The sequence below is a fragment of the Kitasatospora sp. NPDC085879 genome (assembly GCF_040686255.1).
Lineage (GTDB): Bacteria > Actinomycetota > Actinomycetes > Streptomycetales > Streptomycetaceae > Kitasatospora.
Genome location: NZ_JBFBJZ010000120.1, coordinates 1 through 12,789 on the forward strand (window position 1 = coordinate 1; position 12,789 = coordinate 12,789).

Annotated in this window: 12 protein-coding genes; all 12 read right to left on the reverse strand. The window is 68.6% G+C overall.

What is annotated here, in order from left to right:
- Positions 1-981 precede the first annotated feature (981 nt).
- The gene (locus AB0P35_RS39690; RefSeq protein ID WP_363520972.1) at positions 982-1,695 is read right to left on the reverse strand and encodes a hypothetical protein; all 714 of its coding nucleotides are present in this window, start codon (positions 1,693-1,695) and stop codon (positions 982-984) included.
- Positions 1,696-1,747: 52 nt separating this feature from the next.
- On the reverse strand, positions 1,748-2,179 hold the full coding sequence (locus tag AB0P35_RS39695) for a YbaB/EbfC family nucleoid-associated protein (protein WP_363520975.1): 432 nt from the start codon (positions 2,177-2,179) through the stop codon (positions 1,748-1,750).
- A gap of 26 nt (positions 2,180-2,205) precedes the next feature.
- Positions 2,206-4,161 (reverse strand): WXG100 family type VII secretion target, encoded by a 1,956-nt coding sequence (locus tag AB0P35_RS39700; protein ID WP_363520978.1) that lies wholly within the window; start codon positions 4,159-4,161, stop codon positions 2,206-2,208.
- Positions 4,162-4,257: 96 nt separating this feature from the next.
- Positions 4,258-4,809, reverse strand: coding sequence for a hypothetical protein (locus AB0P35_RS39705; protein WP_363520981.1), 552 nt, complete (start codon positions 4,807-4,809; stop codon positions 4,258-4,260).
- 325 nt (positions 4,810-5,134) lie between these two features.
- Entirely contained in the window at positions 5,135-5,434 is a 300-nt protein-coding gene (locus tag AB0P35_RS39710; protein ID WP_363520984.1) for a WXG100 family type VII secretion target, read from the reverse strand.
- 49 nt (positions 5,435-5,483) lie between these two features.
- The gene (locus AB0P35_RS39715; RefSeq protein WP_363520986.1) at positions 5,484-5,801 is read right to left on the reverse strand and encodes a WXG100 family type VII secretion target; all 318 of its coding nucleotides are present in this window, start codon (positions 5,799-5,801) and stop codon (positions 5,484-5,486) included.
- 580 nt (positions 5,802-6,381) lie between these two features.
- Positions 6,382-6,549: a hypothetical protein gene (locus AB0P35_RS39720; RefSeq protein ID WP_363520989.1), complete on the reverse strand. Its 168-nt coding sequence runs from the start codon at positions 6,547-6,549 to the stop codon at positions 6,382-6,384.
- Between the two features lie 33 nt (positions 6,550-6,582).
- Positions 6,583-7,245 (reverse strand): TetR/AcrR family transcriptional regulator, encoded by a 663-nt coding sequence (locus AB0P35_RS39725; RefSeq protein ID WP_363520991.1) that lies wholly within the window; start codon positions 7,243-7,245, stop codon positions 6,583-6,585.
- Between the two features lie 786 nt (positions 7,246-8,031).
- Positions 8,032-8,484: a hypothetical protein gene (locus tag AB0P35_RS39730; protein WP_363520994.1), complete on the reverse strand. Its 453-nt coding sequence runs from the start codon at positions 8,482-8,484 to the stop codon at positions 8,032-8,034.
- 485 nt (positions 8,485-8,969) lie between these two features.
- Complete coding sequence (locus tag AB0P35_RS39735) at positions 8,970-9,704, reverse strand: hypothetical protein (RefSeq protein WP_363520997.1); 735 nt, start codon at positions 9,702-9,704, stop codon at positions 8,970-8,972.
- A gap of 277 nt (positions 9,705-9,981) precedes the next feature.
- Positions 9,982-10,554, reverse strand: coding sequence for a DUF5317 family protein (locus AB0P35_RS39740; RefSeq protein WP_363520999.1), 573 nt, complete (start codon positions 10,552-10,554; stop codon positions 9,982-9,984).
- A 474-nt stretch (positions 10,555-11,028) separates the two neighbouring features.
- Positions 11,029-11,883 carry an ABC transporter substrate-binding protein gene (locus tag AB0P35_RS39745; RefSeq protein WP_363521002.1) on the reverse strand — a complete coding sequence of 285 codons (855 nt, stop codon included), beginning with the start codon at positions 11,881-11,883 and terminating at the stop codon, positions 11,029-11,031.
- Positions 11,884-12,789 lie beyond the last annotated feature (906 nt).

Consider the following 12,789-nt stretch of genomic DNA (forward strand, 5'->3'; position numbering starts at 1 on the left):
AAAATGTGCCGCAAGGGACCGTCTCCGATCTCGGCGAGCCTCTGCAGGGAAACTGAAGGCTAGCCAGACCACCGGATCATGATGAAGGGCATCGAGACCCAAGATTTCGCGGTCCTGGGCCCAGCGCCGAATATCAGCTCCAGCCGGAGAAGCCGCCACCACCGACGGAGAAAGACGCCGCGCCACCGCCTCATCCGAGGCCGTGTCAGGAGCGCCACCAGCAACCGCGGCCCCGAGCCGTCCGGCCCCCGCGACCGGCCACGCACCGCCTTCGCAAAAGCCGACCCGTGCCGCCTCACCCACCCCGAAGGACCGCACCCACCAGCCCCCGCCCAGCAGCACGAACCCACCCCACGCATCCGGCTCCGACTTGGAGGAGCGGAACCGGCCCGAACCCGCCCCCTCCACCAGATGCGGCAGCCGCACCTCCCCCAACAGCGTCAGGCCATGCGACCCCGTCGAACCACGGCCGCCCACTCGTACGAACCCACTGGCCCATGCGTCATGGCCGCGTCGGTCGCCGCGGCGTCTGCCATGCTCCAGTTCGACTTCCCTGTGCGGAGCTGAGCAGAGCATTCGTGAGCAGGTTCGTGGCCACCATGTGCCCGCACCCGTCGGCTTCGCCCGCCGCGGAGCGCTGAGGAGCGGACGGGGTACGGGAGGGGCCTGGGCGCGGCGGCGGGCAGCGGCGTGCCGATCGCGGGACGCGCCTCCGACCGCGCGGGACAGGGCTGCCGGGTCCACGTCCCCGAAAGTCCGCTTCCCGATGGTCGTCGCCGACTCCTTAGCTGCCCGCCGACCCCGACCCCCCGGCCGACACTGACGCCCACCCGACTGCGCCGGCTTGGGCCGTCGATGTGGTCCTGGTGGCCGAGAGTCGGCCGGCTGCGCCAGGAAGTCCGCTGCCACCATGAACACCGCACCGCCGCCGGTGGCCTTCAGCGCGATCGGAGCTGCTGCCCCTCCGAACCTGAAACCGCGCTACTGCATCGGCTCCCCAGCCTCCTGGGGAGCCGCACCCACCGGCGACCCAACCGACTCCTCACGCACCCGGGCAATGGGAATCCCAAGCAGCCTGCGAGTCGCAAGCGTCTCGGCCGGCCCCTCAGCCTCCCGGACATCCGCACCCACCGGCGACCCAACCGACTCCTCACGCACCCGGGCAGGCTCCGCAAGCAGCCCACGACTCGCAAGCGTCTCGGCCGGCCCCTCAGCCTCCCGGACATCCGCACCCACCGGCGACCCAACCGACTCCTCACGCACCCGGGCAATGGGAATCCCAAGCAGCCTGCGAGTCGCAAGCGTCTCGGCCGGCTCCTCAGCCTCCCGGACATCCGCACCCACCGGCGACCCGACCGACTGCTCACGCAATTGGCGAGCCAGCCCTCCGACGTCATGCTGCGACTGCCTGGCAACCCGCTTGTAGAGGGTCGATGCCTGGGTGGTCGCGGCGTGCACCTGCGCGAGCATGGCGCCAGCACCCTGGAGGGAAGCAAGCAGATCCCTGTGCGCAGGGTCGTACCACTCCCGGAATGACTCGGCGTACGAGTCCCCCTCCCCCCAGGGCTCGCCGAGGGCCTCCATCGACTTGTTGAACCGCTCGTACAGGAGTCGGGCATCGTTCGCGTGGTCCTCAAGGTCCTTCGCGTGCCTGTCGAGAGCGCCCGTTTCGACGGACATGTAGTCGGAACCCACTGCTGTCACCTTCCTCTGGTGTGTGAACAACCGTGCCGGACGAGGCACCCGTTCAGTCGGCCTCGTCGTCGAACGAGCCCGCACCGTGCTTTCCCCAGGCTCCTCCCGGGGTGAACAGATGACTCTTCGTCAGCTGGCCCGGATCGATGCGGCCGGCCATGATGTCGTCGATGTCCAGCCCCTCTGGGGCGAGCGGCGCAACCAGGCCCTTGACCCGGTCGAGCACCTGCGTGCGGGCGCGCTGGACGGTGTCCAGGACCACGTGCTCGAGTTCCGACGGAGCCATCGACCGATAGCCGTCCGAGTGGAACTTCACCGCCGTCACCTCGCCCTGGGCGCCAACGGTCACCGTCAGCAGGCGCTGCGCCGAGGTGGCGGACGCGGTCAGTGCCCGCATCTTCTGGTGCATCTCGGAAAACTCGGCCATCCGGCTCTCGACCCGCTCGCGCAGCTCGTCGAGGTCCAGGCTCGGGAAGTCGTCCATGGGGTGTGCTCTCTCTGCCGTTCCGGTCATCGCTGGGTGGGGCGCCCGATGACGCCGTCGGCGGCGTCCCGCTCGGTGGCACCCCACACGTCCTCGTCCTCCAGCAGCCAGGTGGTTCGCTCGCGCTCGCCTGCGCCACCGGGCCGCTGCCCCTGTCCCATGCCGCCCATCGGCGGCATGTAGGGCATTCCGCCGCCGTACGGGCCGGCCGGGCCCGCCGCCCCGGCCGCACCTGCCAGCCTCCCGGCCACACCGGCCTCGGCGGCTGCGGTTCGGGCGGCCAGCGTGCTGGCGCCGGCCTCGGCCGCGGCCGTCCGGGCGCCGAGCGCACCGGCGCCGCCCGAGAACCTCGGCGAGGACGGCAGGCCCGCCTCGCCCAAGGCACCGGTACCGGCCTTCTGGCGGGCGGCGGCCAACGCCGCAACCTTCGGGTCCTTGCCGAGCAGGTCGGCGAACTCCTGCTGAAGTGGGTCGGTCTTAGCCGACCTGGCGAACGAGGACGGCCCTGGCACGGCGGTGTCCTCCAGTCCCGCGAACGTGGGCGGCTTGATCACTGACGTCTTCGGAGAGCCGGACGGCGCGCCGATCCGTCCGGTCGGCAGACCGGCCGGGCCGAGGTCCGAGAAGTCGAGGCCCGGCCCCGCGGGCAGCTGCGCGGACCTCGCGATCGACGAGCTGGTGCGCGGCGACATCGGCATGAGCATCGGCATCTGCACCATCCCGGGATCGCTCGTGCCACCAAGAGCCGCACCCCCACCGCCGCGTGCCGCATCTGCGCCGGCCGGCCCCAAGACTCCGGCGGCGCCGCCCGCACCACCGAGCCCCTCTCCCCCCAGGTCGCTCAGAGTCGGCGGCGGCGGCAGCGCACCACCCGCACCGCCCACCGCCCCCGGGCCCTCACCGGCGCCCGAGCCGAGTCCCGCGCCTGCGTCGAACCCCAGCGGCGCACCGGCCCCTCCCAGACCACCGCCCGCCGCGCCGAGATCGCCGCCCCCTTGCCCCAGGTCACCCAGGGTCGGCGGCGGCGGCAACGCACCACCCGCACCACCAGGCCCCCCTTGCCCCAGGTCACCCAGGGTCGGCGGCGGCGGCAACGCACCACCCGCACCACCACCGCCGGAGCCACCCGTGCCATCGCCGACACCGAGCCTCTTGAACAGGTCGCCGAGGTTGTCGCCACCGCCTGTTCCATCCCCACCACCGCTGTTCAGGTTCTTGAGCAGGTCGTTGGCGTCGGGTGGGGGCGGAAGGTTCGGCGGCGGAACGTTGCCGAGGTTCGGTCCGCCGGCACCACCCAGGCCGCCACCGGTGAGGTTCACGTCCTCCAGGGTCTGAGTGTTGGCGATCTCGGTGCGGTAGACGGTGGCCAACTGGTTGAGCTGGTCCCGCATGCTCTGGGTGAGCGGGTCGGCGATGGTGGGGAAGTCTCCGACCCGGTAGTACGTCGTGTCGCCCCTGACCTCCACCGGCGGGAGATGCTCGCGGGTCATATACGGCCACTTGCCGAACTCGTAGTTCCTCCGCTGAGTGTCGGTCAGGCCGTTCCACCACTGCTGCAACGCCGCGCAGGCCCGCTCCCACATGGTGAGGACGTTCTCCCTCGCCTGTGACAGCGCCGCGCCGGCGTTGTTGAAGCTGTTCTGGTGATTGTAGAGCGCGTCGGCGTGCTCCATCAGCACCGAGTTCGCTTGGCTGAGCATCTGGCTGAACCCGTCGGCTGTCGGTCCCGCCCACCAGTCGCCGCGGTTCACCTGATAGATCAGGTGGTTGACGGACTGATGGGTGTCGGCAATCGCGGCACCCGTGTCGCCGATGGCCGCGGCAGCCCGGAACAGGCTCTGCGGGTCCGGCACGCTGTCGTGGTCGGACGCCGACTGGTAGGCCTCCGACTGTCCCGTGAACACATGCAGGATCTGCCGGAAGTCCCAGGTGTTGTAGTCCGCGTTGTCACCAGGAATGTCGTACGCATTGGGATCGCCCACCGCTCATGCCTTTCAGAACGTCACCCGAAGCCCCGCCGGTCCGGTGTCCACCCGCGTGGGCGAACGCCGGACCGGAGGTCGTTCGGAGGTACCGGGTCAGGCCGGCGCAATGGAATGCCCCGACCCGCCGGGGGCCGACGCGTTGGGGGTTGGCAGGCCCGACCCCCAGTCCTGGCCGCCGTCCCAGCCGGGGACCTGCTCGTGGACCGAGTCGTTCGCCGCCCCGCCGCCCGCGTTGGCCCCCGACGAGTCTCCGCCGGGATTTCCTCCCGACGGCCCGTTGCCCGAACCGCCGCCCGAGGCGGAGGAGCTCGCCCCGAAGGACGGGCCCAGCGAGGCGTTGCCGATGATGGGCGTGAGTTCCTGCACCAGATGCTTATTCAACTCGTCCACGCTGGAGTACTTGTGCGCGAGCTCGGTGAGCTTGGTGGCTACCTTGTCCAGCTGATCGCGTACCTGATGCACATTGCCGATGACGTCCTTCACCCGGCCGTCCCGCCCGGAGCCGATGTGCTTCTTCAGGTCGTCACCGTCCTGGAAGGCGCCCGGACGGGTGGGGTTGACTCGTTCAAGCTCAGTGGCGTGCAGTGGTCGGGCGGAGTCCCGTAGTTGCTTCGCGAACCTGAGAATCATGTCGGGGGTGACCACCACGTCCTTGGAGCCCGCCCCTGCGCCGGTCCCCGGCGGGGCCGGAGGCTGCCAGCCGTCGTGCACCGGGTCGGAGGGACGCGGGGACCACGCGGGGTCGGTGCTCTTGTGGTCCCCACCACCGCCACCGGTGGACGGCGGCACCGACGAGTCACCCGTGCCCGGGGGGGTCTGCCCCGCCGGCGGCACCGGGGGATCCCATGCGCTCATCTCGGTCCTTCCTCCGACAACACGTCACGCACTGCCATGGGTCGTTCCTCGTTCTGATGGTCCGGCACTGAACGCTCGGATCCGGGGCCGGGGCGGCGCCCCGGCCCCGGCCGGGTCAGCGGCCGAAGCTGAACATGTTGGCGCTCGACCGCTCCGCGTTCCGGGCGTTGTGGGCGGCGTGCTCCGCGACCGTGGCAGAGGTTGCCAGGGCGGCCTCGAGGCGGTTGCAAGCGTCGGTCCAGTCCCTCTGCCTGTCCTCGTACTGCTTGACGGCGTCGCCGGACCAGTGGGCAACCAGCTGCTTGACGTTGCCTTCCAGCTGGCTCAGCTGCTGGCGGATGGCGATGGTGGCCTTGCGGAGGTCGGCGACGACGGTCTCAACCTCGCCGAACTTGAAGCTGTACTGCGCGTCCATCGGTGCCTCTCTGGGGTGAAAGTGGGACGTGGTGGGGAGCAGGGCCGCGCTAGACCGAGAAGAAGGTCCGCATCGTGCCGACGGCCTCCGCGTTGCTCGCGTGTGCGCGCTCGTACTCCCGGATGTTGGCCTTCAGGATGTCCACCATGTCGCGAAGGTCAGTGTTGATGCGGTTGAACTGATTGGTCCACTCGGCCATCAACTGCTGGTACATCATGGCCGGGTCGCCGGTCCAGCTGCCGGTGAGCGCATCCAGCTGCGAATGGACGTTGCGCAGGATGTTCTGGAGGCCGCTTTCGGTCTCCTGGAACCGACCCACCGCCGCACGCATGGCGTCGGTGTCGACGAAATTGAAGTTCGCGGGCACGAGTACCGCCCTTGTCTCGAAGTGAAGGGACCGCGCATGGCGATGTCCCCTGTTCCGTTTACACGCTAGAAGTCGGGGCAACTGTCACACAGGGCCCGCGGGCTCATTTCGAGCACCGCCAAGAGCCAGGTTCCGGGGGATGGTGCTGAGCACGCTGGCCACCCCAAGGAGAACGCGGCACCGCGGTCCCACTGGGTGCGGCCGCTCTCGGTGTCGACCACATTGCCGGCGTCGACCTGGACCAGGGCGGTGCGGCGGGTTCATCGCCTGGATGGTCGGGACGCCGGCATGATTCAGCGAGGCGCCCTCGCCGTAGAGGCAATTACCCATGTCACAGGAGTGAGGACCTTGGGTCCGCCAGAAGTCCGGGAACTATGGGAAACCCTTGCGGTCAGGGCCTGGAGAGGCCGAGACGAGGGTTGCGACGTGAACGCGGGGCTCCGCCAGGCCCGTGCTGACGTAGTCATCGCCCTGCTCGACCCACCGGCAAGCACTGATGTGCTCCACCGTGAAGCCCATGACCGCCTTGGCCACCAGATCTGGGTGGTCTCCACGAACAGCTGAGTGCTCCTCAGTTCGCTCACGCCTGAAGGTGGCGGCCGGTACATGAACGAGGCGTAAGCACGACCGCCTGAACCTGGGCCCGCCGCCAGCTGTCGGCTGTCGCCCGCAGGACGACGCCGCCGTTCTCCTCCATGGCGTTCCGTCCGTCGGCATGGGCGTTGACGACGACCACCTCGTTGCTCACCGCGGGGAGTACGCCACACGAGCTGGGCGTTCCCTACGACTCCGGCGTGACATAGGGCAGCAGGTACCTACGGGTGATGACCCGTACCTCCTCCAATACCGCCTCGTTGTACGGCTCGGCTCGGAAGGCCAGGTCCAGCAGCCTGCTGACGGTCTCCGCAATCACCAGGGCGATCACAGCCGCCCGGTCGTACTCCATGTCCGGAACACTCGCGCACATCGCCTTCGCCAGGAAGTCCGCGGAACGCCGGGTCGCCCGATCGTCAAGCTCGCGCAGTTCGGGAACTGCCTGCAGGGCCCGGCGCAGATCGATGCCGCCGGGCACGTCCACCCTCAGCTTCGCGAGGCCGTTGACCGAGACGTCGATCAGCTCCTCCCAATCGCCGTCCTCGGCGAACCTACCGAGCTGCTCCACCAGAAACTGGCCCCGAACGTCCTCGAAGCGGGCGGCCAGCTCGTGGACGATGGCCATCTTGTCCGGGAAGTAGGAGTAGAGGCTGGAAATGTTCACCTTCGCCCGTGCAGCGATGGCGTTGGTGTTGAGCGCGGGCAGCCCCGACTCGACCAGGATCTCCGTCGCGGCCTGGAGGATCTTCTCGATCGTGCGCCGCGACCGGGCCTGCACGGGCGTCCGCCGCCGGAGCTGGGGGAAGCCCTCGACGGGGGCCGGCGATGAGGGGACTGACATGTTCACCATGGCGCCAGCAGCTCCTCGCTCCACCGGTGACCGCTCACCGCTTCGGCGAGCACCATCCGGGTAGGATGGCACCTTCCTCACGGCCCGGCGGAAGTAATCTAAGCAATAGCTTGGGTATTTCCGTTATAGAACCACCGCTCGGGGCTGTCAAGGACACCCCGGCAGACGCCGGGGCCCCGTCACCCTGGATGGTCTCATTCGGGGCGGCCGCACACCCACGGCTCACCCGATCGGCTGGCAGGACAGCCGGATCCCCGGCTGCCGCAGAGACCACGCCGAGCGGCACATCGGTGTACAGGGCGTGCACAGGAGCGAGCCCTGATCGCCCTCGGCCAGGGAAACCCGGGGTACAGGGCCCTGCCCAAACCCCCGGCGACAGCCGCGGCCCCTTGCTGTGCCGGCGCCCGCCAGCGGCGCAGCAAGGCGGCCCCGGCGAACCCAGAGGACACACTCGCAGCGGCTTCAAGGATGATGGCGAAGACGGTGTGCCCGATGGACTCCAGCGCCAACCGGAGGGCTCCCGCACCACCCGGGTGGGGCAAGGCGGACGGCGTGCGGAGCATCGCGACGTGCAAGGCCTCATGCGTCTTCAGCCTCGGCCCGACCACGGCTCCCCCATTACCGCCCGGCGTCCGTCCCGTCTTGCCTTGTAGTTGCGGACGGCTGCCGCAGCTTGAGCATCGGCGCTGCCGTAGTCGGCGGCCTGCTCGAAAACGAAGACCAGCCAAGCCGGGAGCAGGCAAGTACTCCCCGGCTCAGGCGCGGCAGCGGGTAGCGCCGGGCAGCTCACAGCATTCGTCCGCTGCGCGCGTCCACGCCGGGACGTAGCCGCCCTGCGGCGGTGGGGTCCTCGGCGGCGCCATACTCCTGCGGGCAGCAGCCGACGCAGCTCTTGCCGCACAGCTTGTAGTCGCTCGGCGGGCGCCAAGTCGCGCCGAGGATGCGGCGGTCCAGGACTGTGGTGTCGTCGCCCTTGAGCCGGGAGGTGCCGCGGGATTCCCGTCCTTCGATACCGAGACTGGGGACGGCGACGCTACCGCCGCCCACAACTTCGGGGTCGTTGGGTTTGCCTGCAGGTTCGGCGCTGTCGCTGTCCAGGGCATGCTGCGACGCGGCTTCGATGCCGTCCTGCCGGATCCGGTCGACCGGGTCGGACGTCGGACCGAACCCGTTGTCGGGTTGAGTCCGCGAGAAGGCCCGGTCGAAGACCGTGCACTCCTCGCCGCCGATGGTGGCCACCGCTGCCGACGCAGGACTCGAGTTGACGGAACCATTGGCTCGGACGCCGACGTCGAAGGTGTGTGAGAGTCGGCGTCGTAAGAGTTTCAGGTGACCCTGATCCCACCGCTGAGGCCGACGGCACCGTCGACGATGTGGCGCCCACAACCATGTCGATGCCGGTCTTGCCTTGACCCTGCTTGCTTGCCCAAGCGCTGCCGTCCCCACGCAGTTCCACGGTTTTGCTAGAGCTGCCGCCGACGTGGAGACCGAGGAAGGTGACTCCGCCGCCGGCCTCATGCACTACATGGGGTGGCGCGGGAGAAGACGATCTTCATGCGGCTTCCGTCGAGGCTGGGTGAGGTCCGAGGGTGGGCGGCTGGGAACCCGGCGGATGCCAGCCGGACGCGGGTGGGGTCGGTGGCGGAGACGGGTCCAGGCCGCCGGGAACCGCGCCCTGAGCGTTCGTGGCCGTGCCGCAGCTACCCGAACTGGCCGCGAGGAGGTCAGTGCCTGCGGTGGCGGCTGCGGCGAGTGAGGTAGAGCGTGCCGCAGCCGACTGCGAGGGTTACCACGGAGAGACCGGCGATCAGTCCCGTGCCGCTGCTGCCGGTCTGGGCCAGCGACGGCGGGAACGACACGGTCCCGCCGGGAGGGGCAGAGGAGACCGGTGGGACCGGCGCGGCGCTCCGCGGGGGCGCGGAGGCAGGCGAGGGGCTGCTGCTGTGCGGCGTCGGCGATGCAGGGGTCGGCTTCGGGGCGGAGTTGCCGGGCGAGGGGGGTGGCGTCGGGCAGGCGGCGCCACCGTTCCAGGCAGCAATCATGTTCGAGGGGACGGTGCTGCCCGGGTACTTCGGCAGGGGCGCCTGAACGCCATCGAACTTGCGGTTGCCGCCGTAGAGGTCGATCTGGCCGAAGCACGCGGGCTTGTACGCGCTCACGTCCAACCTCGCTACGGGGTTCTGCTGGTCGATCAGGGTCGTGGCCCAGCCGAGAAACCTCTGGGTACCCGAGGTGCTCCAGGTGGGACCCTCGGCACTGTAGGACGCCAGCGAGACTGCGTAGTGGCAACCTGCCGCGGGAGGTGTCGTGAGTCGTACGGCGACCACGGCCGGGGCGGGGCCCTGGATGGTGAACGCGGTGCTCCACGTCTTACCGCCGTCCAAGGAATGCTGTACGCCGACGGCCGGGCACTGCTGCGCAGCCGCCGCGTGGGAGGGCACGGCGAACAGGAACGACATGGCAGCTGCTATGACGCCAGCGCCGGCGATACCACGGGCGGTTGGCAGGGGAAACTGCACGGAGATTACTCCTCATGGGGCGGGCGAAACTGGGTGCGATTGGCGCGGCCGGGACGCGTTCATACTGTCCGAGCATGACGAAGGCTGGGCGTCCGAGTGAATTCAGGCCGGCCTGATGCTACCCGACAATTCCCGGTGAGGCCGCTTGGCGACGGCCCATTTTATTGATCCCGAAGACCCTATCGGAATGAGCATCTGCCATGCTAGACGAGTCGTTTCATTCATATTCTTGTTCTTGCCGACGATGTCGCGCCCCATTCGGCCGGTGCATCATCGCAAATACCAATGCGGCACATCCGAAGACCAAAAGGATGTCGCCGAGACTGACCATCAGACGTCCACCAGCCATCGGCATGACATCGCCGAGCCACGGCAGACTGGTACCCGGAGTCATCGGTTCATGCTTTTCGGTAAGCCTGCCGAATTCTTCTGCTGGAGCCCCGAGAACGGATACGGAAACCGGCATTCGCCCGTTCACGGCGATGACCACGGCATTCAGCACGGCTCCGGTGACCCCCACGGCGAGACTTCGCGCCATACGCGCTGGAACGTACGCCAGATTGACCGCGCCCCAGGCCGCGAGGGCTAGATAGGAGAGCGCCAGCAGCGGCACGTGGATCACGTCCATGGCACGCCGGGCGGCGCCCCAGTGCACATAACAGCCACCGGCGGCCGCCGCCAGGAGCAGGACCCATCCGCATCGGAACCGGACGGCTGCGATGGTGCGCAGCCGCCCTCCGGTGAGCCACCCGAGCAGCAGACCTGCGACGACGGGGGCAAGGGCGAGCATCAGGTCTCCCGGTTTGCCTGTGCCCCGACAGGGCGGGGCACAGGAGGCGATGCGAGTGGCCGGCGCCGGCTCGCCATCGCCGGCCACCGAGTCGGTCAGAACCCCACGTACCACCACGGGCTGCCGCCACCGCCGAAGCCCCATGCGGCAGCCGTGGCGACCAGCGCGGTCATCCCCCCGAGGATCGCCGCGACCCGCACAGGGGGCCTCTCCATGAACTTCCTGATGCGCCCTACACCCATCTCACTCACTCCTTCGAGGACTGGAACCGCGATCGGCGGTTCGCGAGGAGGAAAATTGCGCAGACGCCCGGGAACATTTCACCGGAAACAATTCTGCGCAATTCCGGAACTGCAGCCACGATTTCACTTCCGGGGGAAGGTCGCTCCCTTGACTTCCCGACCACAATTTACGCCCCCGCACGCACTCGAGTGAAGTCCTTCGAGCGGAAGTGGGCACCCAGGCCTAATGAATTCAGCCAGAGTTGATCAACGCCGAGTAGATGGCACCCTGCTCGAGGTGCCATCTCTGCAGGATATCCTGGTAGGCGCCGCTCGATATCAACCTGTCCACGGCCTTGGAAAGGGTTTCAGCGAGGGCCCTGTCCCCTTTCCTCACCGCCATGCCGTAGGGCCGGGGGCGGATCTGACCGAGGACGAGTTCAAGACCGGCGCGCTCCATGGCGGTGCGAACCTGGTAGACGGCCAGGGGATAGTCCGTCATGGTCGCGTCCGCACGGCCGTCGACTACGGCGGAGAACGCCTCCGCCTCGGAGCGCACCCGCTCGATGGCTATACCGCCCTTGTTCACTTTCGGGCTGGCGCAGTACTGGGACTGACGGTCGGTGAACTCCTCGTGAATGGTCCCCGACCTGAGTGCGATGGTTTTTCCGCACAGGTCATCGAAGGACGCGATCCGTTTCGGGTTGCCCTTGGCCGCCACGACGGCGGAGCCGGCCATGAAGTAGTCGACGAAGTCCACACCGATGCTGGCCGGGCTCCGCCCCTGTCCGGTGCCGCCCTGGCGTGCCGGGGTGTCCGTCATGCCGGAGAGGACCAAGTCATACGTCTTGGCATTCAGGCCGCGAAGGAGGCTGTCGAAGGGCACATCAACGAACTTGACGTGTACCCCTAGCTCCTTACCGAGGGCGTCGGCCAGATCGACCTCCATACCGACGAGCACGCCTGCCGGACTGCGATACTCCAGAGGAGGAGTCCTGAGGTCGGAGCCCACGAGGATCTCGCGGGATTGCTGATATGTCTTGGGGAGTTCATGCAGAAGTTCCGGCGTGTCGTTCGACGGCTTGGACGGCAATCCACAGCCTGACATTGCGAGCAGTATCAGGCTCGCGGCCGCGGCCCAGCCGACTCTTGGTCTGGTCAACACCGGCTCCGGGCTTTGCATTCGGGCCTCTCGATGTACTACGAGGCAGGGTGTCCTGTGCGGACGCCGAATGTATTGCGAGCGGCACGGCAGGCAGAAGGCCTGCCCGGGCCTCATATTTGTGGGTCCCGGAGCCCAGCGTGTTGGCCCGAGGATCGCGCCGGGTGAGCGCCGTTCACCGGGCACGGCGGACGGCGAGGAGGGTCGGCGGACTCCGATGCGCCTTTTACTCCCTCAGGCAAGCGTCACCGGAGACCGCCTCGGGCAGTCGAGCCGGGCGGCTGTCGGCTCGGGGACGGGGCTGTCGGCAGGTGGAGGGTACAGCGCAGTCAGGCGGCGGCAGAGCGGTCCCACCGATGGCCTCGGCCTGGTTGATCAGGCCACCCAGGAGGCACCTCAGTGACGGCACCCACGCTGGCATCGGCGCCGTAGCGCGAATACTGGGCCGGACGCGCGTCGTCGCCGACGCCGCGGCCTCGCAGGTCCGGGCCGAGACCGATCGTCGGCAAGACCCACCACCACGTCCTGGCCGTGGGCAGCGAGGTCGCTGGGCCGTTGACCTGGCCGACGGCGGTTGCGGCCCTGCTGACCGCCCGTCACGATGACACCGCCGCCACCAGGCCCTCACGCGCACCTGTCACCGCCGATGCAACCATAGTCGCCCAGCCACACCCGGCCCTCCGCGCGCCCCGCCAAACAGAGCAGGCAAACTGCCGCGCGGTGACACTGATCTGCGGCTGAGGGTCTGGTAGTCGGCTCTGGGTCTGGTGTCCTGAAATCTTTGGGTCTCGATGCTCCGAGATTTGACGATCCGTCAACTCATGTAACAGGGTACGGACTTCCGGGCATCGC